This window comes from Anoxybacteroides voinovskiense, assembly GCF_014196205.1.
Taxonomy (GTDB): domain Bacteria; phylum Bacillota; class Bacilli; order Bacillales; family Anoxybacillaceae; genus Anoxybacteroides; species Anoxybacteroides voinovskiense.
On the sequence record NZ_JACIDE010000020.1, the window covers coordinates 15,406 to 32,972 of the forward strand.

General features: G+C 42.3%; 25 protein-coding genes. 23 read left to right on the forward strand and 2 right to left on the reverse strand.

Annotated features, from left to right (window positions below):
- The first annotated feature begins 198 nt into the window (after nucleotides 1-198).
- The 19 genes from GGR02_RS12535 to GGR02_RS12620 all read left to right on the forward strand — a co-directional run bounded on the left by GGR02_RS12535 (nucleotide 199) and on the right by GGR02_RS12620 (nucleotide 12,667).
- On the forward strand, nucleotides 199-1,542 hold the full coding sequence (locus GGR02_RS12535; protein WP_183185369.1) for a cytochrome ubiquinol oxidase subunit I: 1,344 nt from the start codon (nucleotides 199-201) through the stop codon (nucleotides 1,540-1,542).
- Nucleotides 1,539-2,552, forward strand: coding sequence for a cytochrome d ubiquinol oxidase subunit II (locus GGR02_RS12540; RefSeq protein ID WP_183185370.1), 1,014 nt, complete (start codon nucleotides 1,539-1,541; stop codon nucleotides 2,550-2,552). The genes GGR02_RS12535 and GGR02_RS12540 overlap by 4 nt, the downstream gene beginning before the upstream one ends.
- A gap of 13 nt (nucleotides 2,553-2,565) precedes the next feature.
- Entirely contained in the window at nucleotides 2,566-2,664 is a 99-nt protein-coding gene (gene cydS / locus GGR02_RS17860; RefSeq protein ID WP_373286633.1) for a cytochrome bd oxidase small subunit CydS, read from the forward strand.
- 155 nt (nucleotides 2,665-2,819) lie between these two features.
- Complete coding sequence (locus GGR02_RS12545) at nucleotides 2,820-3,389, forward strand: class I SAM-dependent methyltransferase (protein ID WP_183185371.1); 570 nt, start codon at nucleotides 2,820-2,822, stop codon at nucleotides 3,387-3,389.
- A 28-nt stretch (nucleotides 3,390-3,417) separates the two neighbouring features.
- Nucleotides 3,418-4,653, forward strand: a complete 1,236-nt coding sequence (locus GGR02_RS12550) for an MFS transporter (protein ID WP_183185372.1) — start codon at nucleotides 3,418-3,420, stop codon at nucleotides 4,651-4,653.
- Between the two features lie 253 nt (nucleotides 4,654-4,906).
- A complete protein-coding gene (locus GGR02_RS12555; protein ID WP_183185373.1) occupies nucleotides 4,907-5,296 on the forward strand; it encodes a DsrE/DsrF/DrsH-like family protein in 390 nt (129 codons plus the stop codon).
- 12 nt (nucleotides 5,297-5,308) lie between these two features.
- Nucleotides 5,309-5,539, forward strand: coding sequence for a glutaredoxin family protein (locus GGR02_RS12560; protein ID WP_183185374.1), 231 nt, complete (start codon nucleotides 5,309-5,311; stop codon nucleotides 5,537-5,539).
- A gap of 160 nt (nucleotides 5,540-5,699) precedes the next feature.
- Entirely contained in the window at nucleotides 5,700-5,960 is a 261-nt protein-coding gene (locus GGR02_RS12565) for a metal-sensitive transcriptional regulator (protein ID WP_066323130.1), read from the forward strand.
- A 107-nt stretch (nucleotides 5,961-6,067) separates the two neighbouring features.
- Nucleotides 6,068-6,295, forward strand: a complete 228-nt coding sequence (locus tag GGR02_RS12570; protein ID WP_183185375.1) for a sulfurtransferase TusA family protein — start codon at nucleotides 6,068-6,070, stop codon at nucleotides 6,293-6,295.
- Between the two features lie 51 nt (nucleotides 6,296-6,346).
- Nucleotides 6,347-6,826: a DsrE/DsrF/DrsH-like family protein gene (locus tag GGR02_RS12575; RefSeq protein WP_183185376.1), complete on the forward strand. Its 480-nt coding sequence runs from the start codon at nucleotides 6,347-6,349 to the stop codon at nucleotides 6,824-6,826.
- A gap of 10 nt (nucleotides 6,827-6,836) precedes the next feature.
- Nucleotides 6,837-7,202: a rhodanese-like domain-containing protein gene (locus GGR02_RS12580; protein WP_183185377.1), complete on the forward strand. Its 366-nt coding sequence runs from the start codon at nucleotides 6,837-6,839 to the stop codon at nucleotides 7,200-7,202.
- A gap of 11 nt (nucleotides 7,203-7,213) precedes the next feature.
- A complete protein-coding gene (locus tag GGR02_RS12585; RefSeq protein ID WP_183185378.1) occupies nucleotides 7,214-7,510 on the forward strand; it encodes a rhodanese-like domain-containing protein in 297 nt (98 codons plus the stop codon).
- A gap of 19 nt (nucleotides 7,511-7,529) precedes the next feature.
- Nucleotides 7,530-8,102, forward strand: a complete 573-nt coding sequence (locus tag GGR02_RS12590) for a sulfurtransferase TusA family protein (RefSeq protein WP_183185379.1) — start codon at nucleotides 7,530-7,532, stop codon at nucleotides 8,100-8,102.
- Nucleotides 8,103-8,148: 46 nt separating this feature from the next.
- The gene (locus GGR02_RS12595) at nucleotides 8,149-9,279 is read left to right on the forward strand and encodes an MBL fold metallo-hydrolase (RefSeq protein ID WP_183185380.1); all 1,131 of its coding nucleotides are present in this window, start codon (nucleotides 8,149-8,151) and stop codon (nucleotides 9,277-9,279) included.
- Between the two features lie 51 nt (nucleotides 9,280-9,330).
- Nucleotides 9,331-10,113, forward strand: coding sequence for a sulfite exporter TauE/SafE family protein (locus GGR02_RS12600; RefSeq protein ID WP_183185381.1), 783 nt, complete (start codon nucleotides 9,331-9,333; stop codon nucleotides 10,111-10,113).
- Between the two features lie 71 nt (nucleotides 10,114-10,184).
- Nucleotides 10,185-10,547, forward strand: a complete 363-nt coding sequence (locus GGR02_RS12605; protein ID WP_183185382.1) for a VOC family protein — start codon at nucleotides 10,185-10,187, stop codon at nucleotides 10,545-10,547.
- 90 nt (nucleotides 10,548-10,637) lie between these two features.
- Nucleotides 10,638-11,078 carry an Rrf2 family transcriptional regulator gene (locus GGR02_RS12610; RefSeq protein ID WP_183185383.1) on the forward strand — a complete coding sequence of 147 codons (441 nt, stop codon included), beginning with the start codon at nucleotides 10,638-10,640 and terminating at the stop codon, nucleotides 11,076-11,078.
- 82 nt (nucleotides 11,079-11,160) lie between these two features.
- Entirely contained in the window at nucleotides 11,161-11,796 is a 636-nt protein-coding gene (locus GGR02_RS12615) for an NAD(P)-dependent oxidoreductase (protein WP_183185384.1), read from the forward strand.
- Between the two features lie 13 nt (nucleotides 11,797-11,809).
- Nucleotides 11,810-12,667, forward strand: a complete 858-nt coding sequence (locus GGR02_RS12620; protein ID WP_373286634.1) for a VOC family protein — start codon at nucleotides 11,810-11,812, stop codon at nucleotides 12,665-12,667.
- Nucleotides 12,668-12,715: 48 nt separating this feature from the next.
- Here GGR02_RS12620 and GGR02_RS12625 read toward each other — a convergent pair whose 3' ends face one another.
- Nucleotides 12,716-13,024 carry an antibiotic biosynthesis monooxygenase family protein gene (locus tag GGR02_RS12625; RefSeq protein WP_183185386.1) on the reverse strand — a complete coding sequence of 103 codons (309 nt, stop codon included), beginning with the start codon at nucleotides 13,022-13,024 and terminating at the stop codon, nucleotides 12,716-12,718.
- 137 nt (nucleotides 13,025-13,161) lie between these two features.
- Between GGR02_RS12625 and GGR02_RS12630 the strand changes: the two genes are divergently transcribed.
- Nucleotides 13,162-13,617 carry a flavodoxin gene (locus GGR02_RS12630; RefSeq protein WP_183185387.1) on the forward strand — a complete coding sequence of 152 codons (456 nt, stop codon included), beginning with the start codon at nucleotides 13,162-13,164 and terminating at the stop codon, nucleotides 13,615-13,617.
- 244 nt (nucleotides 13,618-13,861) lie between these two features.
- Entirely contained in the window at nucleotides 13,862-14,536 is a 675-nt protein-coding gene (locus GGR02_RS12635; RefSeq protein ID WP_183185388.1) for a TerC family protein, read from the forward strand.
- A gap of 12 nt (nucleotides 14,537-14,548) precedes the next feature.
- Here GGR02_RS12635 and GGR02_RS12640 read toward each other — a convergent pair whose 3' ends face one another.
- A complete protein-coding gene (locus GGR02_RS12640) occupies nucleotides 14,549-14,995 on the reverse strand; it encodes a hypothetical protein (protein ID WP_183185389.1) in 447 nt (148 codons plus the stop codon).
- Nucleotides 14,996-15,281: 286 nt separating this feature from the next.
- Between GGR02_RS12640 and GGR02_RS12645 the strand changes: the two genes are divergently transcribed.
- Nucleotides 15,282-17,360 (forward strand): carbon starvation CstA family protein, encoded by a 2,079-nt coding sequence (locus tag GGR02_RS12645; RefSeq protein WP_183185390.1) that lies wholly within the window; start codon nucleotides 15,282-15,284, stop codon nucleotides 17,358-17,360.
- Nucleotides 17,353-17,556, forward strand: a complete 204-nt coding sequence (locus GGR02_RS12650; RefSeq protein ID WP_183185391.1) for a YbdD/YjiX family protein — start codon at nucleotides 17,353-17,355, stop codon at nucleotides 17,554-17,556. The genes GGR02_RS12645 and GGR02_RS12650 overlap by 8 nt, the downstream gene beginning before the upstream one ends.
- Nucleotides 17,557-17,567 lie beyond the last annotated feature (11 nt).

Consider the following 17,567-nt stretch of genomic DNA (forward strand, 5'->3'; position numbering starts at 1 on the left):
AGATTCCTTATATAATGCTAGCTGCAGTATTTTTACAATATAAATACAGGGATAATAATAATAACGTGCGCGATGGAGAAGGGAGAAGTGTCATGTGGAAAACGCACGAAAAACGATTAGTTGTGCTTAGTTTTGTCGTTGCCTCAATTATGTTGTTATCAATAATAGGAAGATTGTTTTCGTGAAGGAGGAAGTTATATGTATAATCCGGTGTTATTTAGCCGAATATTGACAGAGTTGACGCTGACGTTTCACATTATTTACGCAACGATCGGCGTTGGCGTTCCGCTTATGATTGCGATTGCGCAATGGGTAGGAATTCGTAAAAACGACGAGCATTACATTTTATTAGCGCGACGGTGGACACGCGGATTCGTCATTACGGTAGCGGTCGGAGTAGTGACCGGGACAGCCATTGGATTGCAGTTATCGTTATTGTGGCCGAATTTTATGAATTTAGCTGGGCAAGTCATTAGCCTTCCATTATTTATGGAAACGTTCGCGTTCTTTTTCGAGGCGATTTTTTTAGGGATTTACTTATATACGTGGGATCGGTTTAACGATCAGAAGAAGCACTTTTTATTGTTGATTCCGGTAGCGATCGGTTCATCCGCTTCTGCACTCTTTATTACCATCGTCAACGCATTTATGAATACACCGCAAGGGTTTGAATGGAAAAATGGCGTGATTACGAATATTCAGCCGCTTGTCGCGATGTTTACACCAGCGATGCCGACAAAAGTGGCGCACGTCTTAACGACAGCATACATGACTTCAGCGTTTGTATTGGCGTCGATTGCTGCTTTTCATTTATTGAAAGGAAATCGCCATCCATACCATAAAAAGGCGCTTCATTTGACAGTAAAAGCAGCGCTTATTTTCTCGCTTGCGACGATTGTTGTCGGAGATTTATCGGGGAAATTTTTAGCGAAATATCAACCAGAAAAACTAGCTGCTGCCGAATGGCATTTTGAAACGAGCACACATGCCCCTCTTGTCTTGTTCGGGACATTAGACGAAAAAAAGGAAGTAAAAAACGCGATTAAAATACCGTCTGCCCTTAGTATTTTGGCGCATAATCTACCAAGCGCCGAAGTCACAGGGTTAAATGATATTCCGAAAGAGGAGCAGCCGCCATTATATATTCACTATTTGTTTGACTTAATGGTACTTATCGGTGTTTGGTTGACAGTAATGGCTACTTTATATTGGGCAGGAATGAAAAAGGGGCTCGCATTTCCGCTGAAAAAACCATTTTTGTGGCAACTAGTGTTGTCGGGTCCGCTAGCAATGCTTGCGATTGAAATTGGTTGGTATTTTACAGAAGTAGGAAGACAGCCGTGGATTTTGCGCGGATATATGAAAACGGCGGAAGCGGCAACGAAATCAGCCCATGTCGATACGTTGCTCGTTATATTCTCGCTCCTTTATCTCGTGTTGGGGGTTGCTAGCGTCGTTGTATTAACGAAAATGTTCCGCAACAATCCAGTGGAGCGAGAACTAGAAGAACGTGCGCTCAATCAAGGAGGGGTTTCCTCATGACATTAGAAATAGTAGGGATTTCGGTACTATGGCTATTTTTATTCGGCTACATTATCGTTGCGTCGATTGATTTTGGTGCGGGATTTTTTAGTGCTTATAGTGAACTTGCGAACAAAAAACATGTCATTCATCAAATTATTCAGCGATATTTGTCGCCGGTATGGGAAGTGACGAACGTCTTTCTCGTCTTCTTTTTCGTCGGCATGGTCGGGTTTTTCCCGAAAACGGCGTATTATTATGGAACGATTTTGTTAGTTCCAGCGAGCATTTCGATTATTTTATTGGCCATTCGCGGTTCGTATTATGCATTTAGTACGTATGGGATAAAGGATAATAAATGGTACATGTTTTTATACGGAATGACAGGGGTGTTCATTCCAGCATCGCTTTCGATTGTTTTCACGATTTCAGAAGGTGGATTTGTACGGATAAACGATGGAGAGCCGACGCTATTATATAAGCAGCTATTCGTCAGCCCGTTCACATGGAGCGTTGTGCTGCTTAGCTTGACGAGCGTGTTATATATTTCGGCGAACTTTTTAACGTATTATGCCAATGCTGCTGGGGATGAACGTGCGCGTGAGTTGCTGCGAAAATATGCGCTCGTTTGGAGTGGGCCGACCATTTTATCAGCATTAGTTATTACTTATCAATTAAACCATCATAATGTGGAACATTATACGAAAATGATGGATGTATCATGGATGTTTGTTGTTTCGTTTTTCTTTTTCCTTGTTTCGCTTTACTTGCTTGTCAAAAAGCGTTATTTCGGGTGGTCGTTTATTAGCTTAGTGTTGCAATATGCATTTGCGTTTTATGCATACGGTATTTCACATTATCCGTATTTGTTGTACCCGTATTTAACGATTTATGACAGCTTTACAAATAAAACGATGGCAACTGCATTAGTCATTGCGTTTATTGCTGGATTGTTCTTACTTATTCCATCGCTTGTTTTGCTGTTGAAATTGTTTTTATTTGATAAAAAATATGTCAAAGGACAAATATAAGGAGGATTTCGCCATGCAAACATTTTTAATCATGTATGCCCCGCTTCTTGTTGTTGCTTTATCAGTCGTAGCCGCTTTTTGGGCAGGATTAAAAGACGAGCAAGTAGAATAAAGTTATTCTCTCACCGCCTGTATATTGGGCGGTGAATTTTTTTGCATAAGCTGTGATGTATGTAGTAAAATACATACACAGGTATATAAAGATGATGTGAAGTAGTCGTAAAAACAGCTCACGTTAGAAATAGATGAAGAAAGGTGAGGATAGAAATGGCAGGACATCGATTTAATCCAGAAAAAGCAGGAAGGCTGTTAGATCCAAAAAGGAAAGAACTAATTTCCCCTCAGCAAGTTCTTTCTTTATTGCAAATGGACGAGCGTGATATTGTTGCAGATTTAGGTGCAGGTAATGGTTACTTCACTGTACCATTAGCCAAAACGACGAAGGAAATTGTCTATGCAATCGACGTGCAACCTGAAATGCTTGAACTGTTGAAGGGGCATGCGGAAAAAGAAAAAGTTGCAAACATTGAATATATCGTTAGTGATGTGACGGCAACCCCTCTACCTCCTCATTTCATTGATAAAGGAATAATGGCGTTTGTTTTTCACGAAATTGCCGAGTGGGACGCAGCATTTGATGAAATAAAGCGAATCATGAAGCCAAATGGAAAATTTCTTTTGATTGACTGGGAAGCTGCCGAAAGCGAGATGGGACCACCGCTCCATGAACGTATTCCATCTGAGGAGTTGCTTGCGTATGCGAACACAAAACGTATAGACACGCAGCTTATTCATTTTCATCCCGCGGTGTATGGCTTATTGCTGACGCATTTATAAATGTGGATAAGGAGGGTTATGGATAACGATGGTTTTTTTAAAACTTGGGATAAAAGAGAACTGGTTGCAATTTTTGTTATTAGCCGTTATTAATGTGTTTGTTGGCTCGATGGTGGGGATTGAACGAACCGTTTTGCCGTTATTGGGAGAAAAACAATTTGGGCTCACTTCTATGAGTGCAGCTCTTTCTTTTATTATTAGTTTCGGGTTTTCGAAAGCAATTGTGAACTATTTTGCTGGGCAAATTGCTGATTATATTGGTCGAAAACGAGTGTTATTATTAGGCTGGATCATTGGTGTATTCGTTCCGCTTCTTATTATTGTTGCACACAAATGGTGGGTCGTTGTATTAGCAAACGTTTTATTAGGAATGAATCAAGGATTGACATGGTCAATGACGGTCAACATGAAAATTGATATCTCGAAACAAAATGAAAGGGGAATGGCAGTAGGGTTAAACGAATTTGCAGGCTATTCTGGTGTTGCCGTTATGGCAGCTGTATCAGGGTATATTGCTTCTTCGTATTCATTTAGGCCGGAACCGTTTTATTTAGGAATTGCGGTTGCTCTTGTGGGCATTGTTTTATCTACAGTTGTTCGGGATACTCGCCAACACTTGCAATTGCAAATGGGTGATGCCCAGAAAGGAAAACGTGTGGAGCAGCAGTTATCAGCAAAAGAAGTGTTTCAGCTAGTAACTTGGAAACATAAAACACTTTCTAGCCTTAGCTTTGCAGGACTAGCCACCAACTTAAAAGATGGAATGGCATGGGGACTTTTCCCTTTATATTTTACTGTTTCTGGATTAAGTGTTCGTCAAATCGGAGTGATTGTCGCCATATATCCAGCGGCGTGGGGGCTTTTTCAACTAGTTACAGGTGCTTTAAGTGATAAAATCGGGCGAAAATGGATGATCACATATGGAATGTTGTTGCAATCATTCGCCATTTGGTTCATTCTCGTTGTTAACCATTTTTTTTTCTGGGTTGTTGGTGCGGTCTTTTTAGGACTTGGAACAGCTATGGTGTATCCGACATTACAAGCAGCTACTAGTGATGTTGCTGCCCCATGCTGGCGCGCTTCTGCCATGGGAGTATATCGGTTTTGGCGAGATAGTGGGTACGCATTAGGGGCGCTTATAGCAGGGATGGTTGCAGATGTACTAGGGGTCACATGGGCAATGGGGTTAGTTGCTCTGCTACCGTTTAGTGCGGGAGTGTTGGTGTACGCTCGAATGGATGAAACGATCGAGGAAACAGTCTAAACATATAAACGAATGTTGGCGATGCTATATTCTTCCGCATACTTCATCATTTTCTTAGCTAATTCCTCGTTACGCCAATTCGCGTAGCGTGCTAAAAACTTTTAACAGAAGCGTGATGTTTTTAGTGGAGGTAAAAAAGTAAGGCTATTGGGAAAAAATAATCCAGAACGTTGACATTTAGTAAAATCTATTTTAATATATACCTATAGGGGTAATATACCTATATATGTATTTTGGTGAGGAGGAATGAAAAATGAAAGTAGCGATTATTGCAGCAAACGGCGGATTGTTTGATGCGTATAAAGTATTTAACATTGCAACGGCAGCAGCGGCAACAGAAGGTGAGGTAGCGATTTTCTTTACGTTTGAGGGATTGAACCTCATTCATAAAGAAGCGTATAAGCAGTTGCCAATGCCAGCGGGAAAAGAACACTTCCAAGAAGGATTTGAAAAAGCGAACGTCCCATCAATTCCGGAGCTTGTAGCGATGGCGCAAGAGCTTGGCGTGAAAATGATCGCTTGCCAAATGACGATGGACGTCATGGGACTAGAAAAAGACCAATTTGTTGATGGGGTAGACGTTGCTGGAGCAGCAACTTTCTTAAGCTTTGCGAAAGATGCAGATATTACGCTCACATTCTAATGGGGGATTGGTATGAATAAAGTAACCGTATATACGACAACTACTTGTCCATATTGTGTGATGTTAAAAAACTTTTTGCAGGCACAAGGCATCCCGTTTACAGAAGTAAACGTTCAACGCGATCCAATTGCTGCGAGAAAATTAGTGGCTACTACAGGACATATGGGAGTACCACAAACTGAAATTAACGGGCAATGGGTGCTTGGGTTTGACCCAGAAGCGATTATGGCGCTTATTAAATAATCGAAAAGCGAGACCGACTAGTCTCGCTTTTTCCATTTCTACATAAGCCCGATAGAAACAATCGGAAAAATGCTTGATTAAATACAGACAGGGGTATATAATTATTATATAAATGCTATAATAAACGTATAATGTTTTACGTTTGAAAAGAGGTGGAGGCATGGAATATAGCAAAGAAATCAAAAACCGGCTGAAGCGAATTGAAGGGCAAGTGAAAGGTGTTTTAGGAATGATGGAGCAAGGAAAAGATTGCAAAAGCGTCGTTGCGCAACTATCCGCTGCACGTAATGCAATCGATAGAGCGATGGCTGTCATTGTTAGTTCCAACCTCGAGCATTGTATTCGAGAAAATATCGAAAAAGGGGAGCAGACGGAACACCTTGTCAAAGAAGCGGTGGAACTACTCGTGAAAAGCCGATGAACAAAATCGTCAACTCTTGAAAAGAAGGGTTGACAAATTTTTTGATGCATAATAATATACGTATAGGGGTAATGGTAAAAAACAAAAATACAAGGAGGAGACAATAGATGAACATTGTAAAGACAGTAGATGCGAAAGGATTATCTTGCCCAATGCCACTTGTAAAAACAAAAAAAGCAATTGATGAGTTAACTTCTGGGCAAGTGTTAGAAGTGCACACAACTGATAAAGGGGCAAAAAACGATTTAGCTGCTTGGGCGAAAGTGAGCGGACATAAATTAATTGAAATGAAAGAAGAAAATGGTGTGCTTATATTTTTGATTGAAAAAGCATAACTTTTTCGTTTATTATATACCTATACACGTATAAGTTGAGGAGGCGAAGGAATGACAGAAAAGAAGAGGACAACGATTATTTTATTCAGCGGTGATTACGATAAAGCAATGGCTGCTTATATTATCGCAAACGGTGCGGCAGCATACGATCACGAAGTAACAATTTTCCATACATTTTGGGGGCTTAATGCGCTTAGAAAAGAAGAACAAGTACGTGTACAAAAAGGTTTTTTAGAAAAAATGTTTGCAAAAATGATGCCGCGCGGCGCAGATAAACTCGGATTATCGCGCATGCATTTTGCAGGTATCGGCCCAAAACTCATTAAACAAGTGATGAAAAAGCATAACGCAATGCCGCTTCCGCAATTGATCGATATGGCGAAAGAACAAGGAGTCAAGTTAGTTGCTTGCCAAATGACAGTGGACCTTTTAGGACTAAAGCAGGAAGAACTTATTGATGGTATTGAATTTGCTGGGGTTGCCGCTTATTTAGCAGACGCCTCCGAGGGAAATGTAAATCTCTTTATTTAAGGTGAGCGATATGACACAAACGATCATTAATATACTGTTATTCGTATTGGTTGCATGGTTTCTTGCTGGCCGTCTTCTTCCCGCTAAAGGGGTGCGAACGATTACGACGGCACAGTTAAAAAAAGAGCTAGGGAAAAAAGATGTCCAATACATTGATGTTCGCACACCAATGGAATTTCGCGCCCATCATATTCGTGGGTTTCGAAATATTCCGTTGCACGAATTAAAGCAACGGGCGCATGAGTTAACGAAAGAAAAAGAAGTCATTGTGATTTGTCAAAGTGGAATGCGCAGTACGAAAGCGAGTAAATTATTGAAAAAGTTAGGGTTCCAGCACGTCACGAACGTGTCTGGTGGCATGAATACATGGACATAGGAGGAAGAAACATGAAAGAAATTACAGCGAAAGAAGTAGAACAACTTTTACAAAACGGCACACCATTAAACATCATCGATGTACGGGAAGTCGAAGAAGTAGCGGCTGGAAAAATTCCAGGTGCTGTCAACATTCCGTTAGGATTGATTGAGTTTCGCATGAACGAACTTTCTAAGGAAAAAGAATATATCATCGTCTGTCGTTCCGGTGGACGAAGCGCACGTGCCACTCAATTTTTAGAAAGCTATGGCTATAACGTGACCAATATGCTTGGTGGCATGCTAGCATGGGAAGGACCTGTCGAGTAAACGAAAAGGGGGAATGAGAATGATTCAAGTCAACATGACTGTCGATGCGAAAGGGTTATCGTGCCCGATGCCAATCGTTAAAACGAAAAAAGCAATGAATGAGCTTGCACCAGGGCAAGTGCTTGAAGTGCAAGCGACCGATAAAGGGTCAAAAGCAGACATTAAGGCGTGGGCAGAAAGCACCGGTCATCAATACCTTGGCACAGTAGAAGAAGGGAATGTGTTAAAACATTATATTCGCAAAGCAAGCGAGAACGAAGCAAAAGAGGAAGCAAAATTTCCACATGTCATTTCCAACGAAGAGTTGCTGACAAAGCTAAGCGACCCATCTGTAACGATTTTAGACGTTCGCGAACCAGCAGAATACGCATTTGGTCATATTCCAGGAGCAGTTTCCATTCCGCTTGGCGAATTGGAAGTTCGCGTGAATGAATTAGAAAAAGAAAAAACGATTTATGTTATTTGCCGTACAGGCAGCCGTAGTGATTTAGCAGCGCAAAAATTAGCGGAAAAAGGATTTGTAAATGTTTGGAATGTTGTTCCAGGTATGTCACAATGGAATGGAGCGGTAGAATCAGAGCCGCTCGAATAAAGGGGATTTTTATTGAATATATTATACTATAGGGGGTATTTAAGCTATGAAAGAAATGACAGTACAGCAATTAACGAGCAAAGTGTTAAACAAAGAAAGCGTGTTTATTTTCGACGTGCGAAACGAAAGCGATTTTAACGATTGGAAAATTGAAGGGGAAAACTTTCAATATTTAAACGTTCCGTACTTTGAATTGTTAGATGGGGTAGACGCGGTAAAAGACCGTCTCCCACATGATAAAGAAATTGTCGTCGTTTGCGCCAAAGGTGGGTCATCTGCATTTGTAGCAGAGCAGCTAGAAGAAGCAGGCTTTGACAATGTATATACGCTTGTGGACGGAATGAAAGCGTGGAGCGAACATCTTCATAAAGCTAAAGTGTATGAAGATGATAACGTGAAAGTATACCAGTTCATTCGCGTCGGTAAAGGGTGTTTATCGTACATGGTCATCTCTGGAGAAGAAGCGCTTATTGTCGACCCTTCTCGATTTATTGACGTGTATGAGAGCGTGGCGAAAGAAGAAGGGGTGCGTATTACGCATATTGTCGACTCTCACTTGCATGCTGACCATATTTCAGGAGGTAGAACGTTAGCAGAGCGGACAGGTGCGAAATATTACTTAATGAAAAGTGAAGGAGCCGTCTTTTCGTTTGAACCGCTAGAAGCACATGACAAAATCGAATTTGCACAAGTTCAGCTGGAAGTGCTTGCGGTAAAAACACCGGGGCATACCCCAGGAAGTGTATCGTTCTTCGTCAACCAAAAATTGCTTTTCTCCGGTGATACTATTTTCGTTGGCGGATTAGGTCGTCCGGACTTAGGGGGGAAAGCAGCTGAGTGGGCAGCAGATTTATACGACACAGTATACGAGAAAGTAGCAGCAATTGCAGATGATGTCATCGTATTGCCAGGGCATTATGCAAACTTAGACGAAGAAATGAACGACGCTGGTTATATCGGCGATACGTTAGGCAATATTCGTTCGCGCAATGATATGATGCAAAATAAACAAAAAGAAGAATTTATTGACATCGTTGTGCAAAACGCCAATACGGAAACACCGCCAAACTTTGAAGATATTGTTGCCATCAACCGTGGACAAAAAGTGGTCGATGCGGAGCAACAACAAGAACTTGAAATCGGTCCAAACCGTTGTGCGTTGCACCATACACATTAAGAAAATATAGGGGGCGAAAGTTGCCCCCTGCTTTTATAAGGGGGATTTTTAATGGATGTGACATTAAATTATATTATTGTCATTTTTCTCATTGGTTTTATCGGTTCGTTTATTTCCGGAATGGTCGGAATCGGTGGTTCGATTATTAAATATCCGATGTTGCTTTACCTCCCGCCGCTATTTGGACTTGCGGCGTTTAGCGCCCACGAAGTAGCCGGCGTCAGCGCCGTACAAGTGTTTTTTGCAACGATTGGTGGCGTATGGGCGTATCGGAAAGGCGGCTATCTTAATAAAAAACTCATTCTTTACATGGGGATTAGCATTTTGATTGGAAGTTTTATTGGTGGGTATGGTTCAAAACTAATGTCAGAAAATAGTATTAATATCGTCTATGGCGTGTTAGCGGCAATCGCAGCCATTATGATGTTTGTCCCGAAAAAGGGAATTGATGATGTTCCATTAGACAAAGTGACGTTCAATCAATGGCTCGCGGCAACGCTTGCTTTTGTTGTCGGAATCGGTTCTGGAATCGTCGGAGCAGCTGGTGCGTTTTTATTGGTACCGATTATGCTCGTTGTGCTTAAAATTCCGACGCGCATGACGATTGCTTCTTCTTTAGCAATTACGTTTATTTCTTCCATCGGTTCAACGTTCGGGAAAATTGTCACAGGGCAAGTCGAATTTATTCCAGCGCTTATTATGGTCATTGCAAGCATTATCGCTTCGCCGCTCGGGGCAAAAACAGGACAAAAAATGAATACAAAAGTGCTGCAAGTCATTTTGGCAGTACTTATTTTCGCAACCGCGGTAAAAATTTGGCTCGGACTTTTATAGAAGGTGTACACACCTTCTTTTTTTATGGTAAAATAAGAATGTATGTTCTTATTTTATAGGGAGGAACGAGAATGATTAAACGAATTGCGACAGTGGCTTTGTATGTCGAAGACCAGCAAAAAGCGAAACAGTTTTGGACAGAAAAGGTAGGATTTGATGTGGTAGCAGAGCATCCGATGGGACCGAACGCGTTTTGGCTTGAGGTCGCTCCAAAAGGCGCGCAAACAGCGCTTGTTCTTTATCCGAAGGCGATGATGAAAGATGCAGATGAAAAAAAGCCATCGATTGTGTTTGAATGTGACGACGTTTTTACTGCATATGAAGCGATGAAAGCAAACGGCGTGGAGTTTTTAAGCGAGCCGCAACAAATGCAGTGGGGAACGTTCGTTCAATTTAAAGACGAAGACGGAAATGAGTTTGTGTTAAAAGGATAGGTTGCCATGTACGGCAACCTTTTTTCATCATAAATGACTTGACTTTTTCAGTTGTTGTAACTATAATGATTACAACAAAGGAGGAAACATATGAAAATTAGTAGCCGTTTTACGGTGGCCGTGCATATTTTAGCGTTATTGTCCATCGAAAATGAAGCACATTGTACGTCGGAATGGATTGCTGGAAGTGTCAATACGAATCCGGTCGTCGTCCGGAGAGTGATCGGTCAGTTGAAAAAAGCAGGACTCGTGCAAGTGCGGCCAGGAACGGGAGGAGCATTTTTAACAAAAGATATAAAAGAAATTACGTTGCTCGACATTTACCACGCGGTTGACGTTGTGGAAGAGGGAGAGTTGTTTCAAATGCATGAACACCCAAACCCACAATGCCCTGTCGGTGCCAATATTCAAGCCGTCCTTGAAGTAATTTTGCGACGTGCGCAGGCAGCGATGGAACACGTATTGAAAGAAGTTCGTCTATACGACGTTGTTCACATATTGGCCGAAAAAATCGAGTCGTCCCGTTCTTAATTTTTTTTCTTTTTGTTGTAACTAATATGGTTACATCGTTGTTTCCTCCAAATATTTATTAACCGGAAAGGGGAAGATGGAGATGAAAATTGCTTTATTCGGTGCTACTGGCATGATTGGTCAACGAATTTTAAACGAAGCGTTAGGACGAGGGCATGAGGTGACCGCCATTGTTCGCGACCGTGCTCGTCTTGGCGTTCAGCACGAACGGTTAACGGTTGTAACGGGGGATATTTTGAATACGGAACAGGTAACAGACACTGTTCTTGGGCATGAAGTAGTGATTAGTGCATTCGGACCAAAAATGGGGGAAGAGCAGACATTATTGGATGCAACGCGGTCGCTGATTGCTGGGGTGAAAAAAGCAGGCGTAAGCCGCCTTATTGCTGTCGGTGGCGCTGGCAGTTTAGAGGTAGCACCGGGTGTGCAGCTTGTGGATACGCCTGAATTTCCAGATTTTATAAAACCGATTGCGCTTGCTCATCGTGAGGCGTTAGAAATATATCGACAAGAAAAAGAGCTCCACTGGACGAACGTAAGCCCGGCCGCCGTAATTGAACCAGGAGAACGGACGGGAACGTACCGCACCGGAACAGACGAACTTGTCGTAAACGAACAAGGGGAAAGCCGCATTTCTGCAGAAGATTACGCAGTTGCCATTTTGGATGAAGTCGAGAATCCTCGGTTTAGCCGAATGAGATTTACAGTCGGCTATTGAAAGGATGGATGAGATGAGAACCATTCACCCCGAAACAGCCATTGGACACGTTCATTTAGTAGTCACGAATTTAGAGCAGTCGCTTCGTTTTTATCATGAGATGATTGGCTTTCAAGTGCTGAATGTAGCGAACAAAAAAGCAGCGTTAACAGCAGACGGAAAAACCGTGCTCGTTGTCCTAGAAGAACGATCGGATGCTATCCGAAAACCACGGCGAACAACAGGATTGTACCACTTCGCCATTTTAGTGCCGGAGCGAAAACATTTGGCGCAAGTGCTGCTTCATTTATTAAAAAGCGGATATCCGCTGCAAGGAGCGTCTGATCATTTGTTTAGCGAAGCGGTTTATTTAGCCGATCCAGACGGAAATGGCATAGAACTATATGCTGACCGTCCAAGAGAAAAATGGGAAAAAACTGAAACCGGCGAATATAAAGGGGTTTCAAAGCCGCTTGATATCCAGCATTTACTTGCAGAAGCAGAGGATGAACCGTGGAAAGGGCTTCCGCCAGCAACGAAAATCGGCCATGTTCACCTCCATGTCGCAAACATGGAAGAAACGTATCGGTTTTATGTAGAAGGCCTTGGATTTGAGCCAGTCATTCGCATGGGCGATCACGCCTTATTTGTTTCCGCAGGTGGTTATCATCACCATATCGGTTTAAATACGTGGGCGGGAGTCGGTGCTCCAAAGCCGCCAGAAAATGCGGTTGGCTTGCAGGTATTTTCCATCGTCCTTCCAAACGAAGAAGAACGAAACAAAGTCATCGCGCAACTTCAACAAATAGGGGCAACAATCTGTGAAGAAACATCTGTTGTGACAGTCGTTGATCCAGCAGGCAATCAACTCGAGTTGCGGACTATAGGATAGCTATTCGTTTTTAGTGGAGGCAAGATGTCTTGCCTCCATCGTTTGTTTTTATGCTTCAAAAAAAGATTCCCGTTCCACTTGACAGACCCGTAGTGAAAAGCGGCGGTACCATTCTTTTCTTCCTCTTTCTTGCGCAACTTTGTGCGCGGCGTGTTCTTTCCATTGTTGAATCGCTTCTAACGAATCCCAATATGACACCGTAATGCCGAAACCGGAAGCATCGCGAGCGCTTTCAACGCCGAGAAATCCAGGTTGTTGTTTTGCTAGTTCGACCATTTGTTGCGCCATCTCGGCATACCCATTGTCTCCATCGGTGCGTTCCGAACTAAAAATGACGGCATAGTATGGTTGCTTCATTTTCTTTCCCCCAAGCTTTTTTGCTTAGTATAGCATAAGAAAAAGACTTTTGAAAAAAGATATTGACAATGATAATCTTTATCAAATAAAATTTAAAACGATAATGATTATCATTTTTATTCGAAAGGGAGAGTCAAATGGCTAAATTGCTAATGATTTATACAAGCATGACGGGGAATACGGAGGAAATTGCGAATGCGATTTCCGAAGGAGTGGAAGAAGAAGGAGTCAAGTTAGAAGTAAAAGAAGTATTGGATGCAGACGCAAGCGAGCTAGAAGCATATGACGGTATTTTGCTTGGGGCGTATACGTGGGGAGATGGAGAGTTGCCAGATGATTTTCTTGATTTTTATGACGATATGGACGGGCTTGATTTAACAGGGAAAAAAGCAGCCGTATTTGGCTCTTGCGATTCTAGCTATGAAAAATATGGGGCAGCGGTGGACATTTTAATCGAGAAACTGCAACAATTAGGGGCAGACGTCGTGCTTGAAGGGTTAAAAATCGAATTGTCGCCGAGCGCTGAAGAAAAAGAAGTGTGCAAACAGTTCGGCAAACAATTTGTGCAGGCGGTAATGAATAGAAATGATTGACAGGCAGAAACAGATTGGTTAATATGAGAGTAGCGATATGTATGAGATGTGTGTAAAAGGGGAGTAGCTTTTACAGCAAAGTCGTCAGTTCAGGGTTTACGCCCTCGGCTTTGTTGGCAACATTAACGTTGTTAGCGAGACCTTTACCGATGTGGTAAAGGTCTGTACGAATAGAGAAGACCTTTACCGAGACGGTAAAGGTCTTTTTAATTTTAATTCTTTTATTTTAAAGGAGGAACGATTGATGTCTATTGAATTTTTATCAGCGCTATTATCTATCGTAATTATTGACCTTGTGTTAGCTGGGGATAATGCGATTGTTATTGGGCTAGCTGCACGAAATTTACCGAAGCATCAGCAAAAGCAAACGATTATTTGGGGAACTGTCGGTGCGATTGTCATTCGGGCATTAGCGACAATGGCGGTCGTTTGGCTGTTGAAAATCCCAGGACTACTGCTTGTCGGTGGCGTATTGCTCGTTTGGATTGCGTATAAATTGCTTATTGAAGAAAAAGGGCATGAAGTAGAGGCTGGTAAAAACATGTGGGAGGCGATTCGCACCATTATTATCGCTGATGCGCTAATGGGGCTTGATAACGTCTTGGCGGTAGCAGGCGCTGCCCACGGCAGCTTTTTGCTTGTCATTTTAGGACTGTTGATTTCTGTTCCGATTGTAGTGTGGGGAAGTACGCTCATTTTAAAATGGGTCGAACAGTTTCCAATTATTATTACGATTGGAGCTGGTGTATTAGCATGGACCGCTGCCAAAATGATTGTTGGTGAGCCGTTTTTAGCAACGTACTTCACCAATCCAACCATAAAATATGGGTTTGAGCTTTTCGTGATTGTTGGGGTGCTAGCAGCAGGAAGGTGGAAAAAAGAAAAAACGCATAAAAAAGTGAAAGCCGCCAACGGATAATTGGCGGCTTTTTCACGAGCGATTGAGAAGGGCTTGAATGGCCAGCCCGATGAATACACCAGGAATGACGGATAGCATAGGAAGCCAAATCGGGCCAAAAAATATTCCAAAAAATGTTAGATGGGTAGAGTAAATAAGCCCAACTGTGACAAAATAAGCAGAAAACACAAATGGAAGAAACGCGTAAGGAGACTTCCCACCGCCCGCATCTTTATACGCGTCCCACATCGCAAAAAAATAGAGGCACGGATAGAACATTAGCCATTGCATATCAATAATTTTTGCTGCCTTTATATTTTCCCCTAAAAAACTTAACTGAATCGCTTCGTTAAACCGGGACTGAACGTTAATTAAAAACTCCAATAAAATAAAAACGGTTCCTTTGAAATATTTTTTATTCAAAAATTGTCCAAACCCTGGTAACGCAATACTCCACAATAATTGTTCTAACGCTTTCAATTGTCATTAACCCTTTACTTCATAAATTTTTATTTCCGCCATTTTTGCGACAGATGTTAGTATCGTTATCATCCCCTTTCGTGCGGTTGTATAATTCTATTTTTAGCGTATATGTAAATTTTATACTTTTTTGCGATAACAAGTGCAAAAAAAGCGGATTCATTGCATGTTATTCGTGTATTTTGACATGTTAGTTGCGATTTTTGGCATGTTAAGATGTAGTTTATCTAACTTTTCAGAATAATTAGTATAATAACGTTGAACAACTGAAAAGGGGGAGAGAATGGTGAAAGGACTAAAGTCGATGTTGCTTTGGGGACTTATTTCTGCTCTTGGGGCAGCTGCATTCGGCATTTTAGCGTTGCACCGCGGGGAAACGATTAACGCCGTTTGGCTCGTTGTTGCCGCTGTGTGCGTATACGCGGTTGCGTATCGTTTTTATAGTAAATTTATCGCCCAAAAAGTATTTCAATTAGATGACAACCGTAAAACACCAGCGGAAGTGTTTAACGATGGAAAAGATTATGTCCCGACGAATAAATGGGTATTGTTTGGGCATCATTTTGCAGCTATCGCTGGCGCAGGTCCGCTAGTCGGTCCGATTTTAGCGTCGCAAATGGGTTATTTGCCAGGGACGATTTGGATTGTTGTTGGTGTTGTGTTAGCGGGAGCAGTACAAGATTTTGTCATTTTGTTTGCGTCAATGCGCCGCAACGGCAAATCGCTTGGGGAAATGATTAAAGAAGAAATCGGTTCGTTTACTGGACTTATAGCAATGTTAGGTATTTTAGGCATTATGATTATTTTATTGGCAGTTTTAGCGTTAGTTGTTGTGAAAGCGCTTGTAGGAAGCCCATGGGGCATGTTTACGATCGCTGCGACAATTCCGATTGCGATTTTAATGGGAGTATACATGCGCTATATCCGTCCAGGACGGGTTGGGGAAGCGTCGATTATTGGTTTTGTACTGTTAATGGCTTCGCTTGTATTTGGACAAAATGTTGCCGAAAACCCGACATTGGCGAGCATGTTTACATTTAAAGGCGAAACGATTGCTCTCTTAATGATTGGTTACGGTTTTGTGGCATCCGCGTTGCCGGTATGGTTGTTGCTTGCGCCGCGCGACTATTTAAGTACGTTTTTAAAAATCGGAACGATTGTTGGGTTGGCGTTAGGCATTTTAGTCGTTGCACCAGATTTGCAAATGCCGGCGATTACAAAATTCGTCGACGGCACTGGTCCGGTGTTTGCTGGTAACTTGTTCCCGTTCTTGTTTATCACAATCGCGTGCGGAGCGGTTTCTGGGTTCCACTCGCTCGTTTCTTCTGGCACAACGCCAAAAATGATTGAAGTAGAAAGCCACGCTCGCCCGATTGGGTACGGAGCGATGTTGATGGAATCGTTCGTTGCTGTTATGGCGCTTGTAGCAGCGTGCGTGCTTACACCAGGGGCTTATTTTGCGATTAACAGCCCAGCGGCTGTCATTGGTCAAGACGCCGTGCAAGCGGCGAAAACCGTTTCGTCATGGGGCTTTACAATTACTCCAGACGTGTTAACGCAATTGGCGAAAGATGTCGGTGAACAAACGATTTTATCGCGTACAGGCGGAGCACCGACATTAGCGATTGGGATGGCCTTTATTCTTTCAAAAGTAATCGGTGGAAAAGCGTTTATGGCGTTTTGGTACCACTTTGCGATTTTGTTTGAAGCGCTATTCATTTTAACGACCATTGATGCAGGAACACGTGTCGGTCGATTTATGATTCAAGATATTCTCGGGCATTTTTATAAGCCGTTTGCAAGAACAGATTGGATCCCAGCAAATATTGTTGCGACGACGTTGTGCGTCTTTGGCTGGGGATACTTCTTATACCAAGGGGTTATTGACCCGTTAGGCGGTATTAACACGTTATGGCCGCTATTCGGAATTGCTAACCAAATGTTGGCGGGAATTGCGTTATTGCTAGGAACAACCGTTTTATTCAAAATGGGCAAAAAAGCGTACGTATGGGTTACATTAGTGCCGACAACGTGGATTTTAGTAGTAACAATGACTGCAGGATTCCAAAAATTGTTCCATGAAAATCCAAAAATCGGCTTTTTAGCCCATGCCAAAGTATTTAACGATGCGCTAAACCAAGGAAAGATTTTGCCACCGGCAACGACGGAGGCACAAATGCGGCAAATTATTACAAACGACTATGTCGACGCGACATTGTGCGCGATTTTCATGGCGGTTGTTTTAATCATGCTCATTTCGTCTATCAATATGTGGATAAAAGTGTTGAACAACAAAGGAACGCCGCTGCAAGAAGCACCTTACATCCCACGTGATACGAACAGTGAGGTTAAGCATTATGCGTAAGCTAATGAATGAACTGATGAAATATCGCCGACAGTTTGTCGATTTACTTGTCGGTGTTCCAAATTATGAGCGGTATGTAGAGCACATGAAAACGCACCATTCTGGGGCACCTATTAAATCGCGAAAAGAGTTTTTTTGCGAGGCGCAAGAAGCGCGGTATAACGGCAAAGGCGGGAAAGTTTCCCGCTGTTGCTAGCGAGAAAAGGG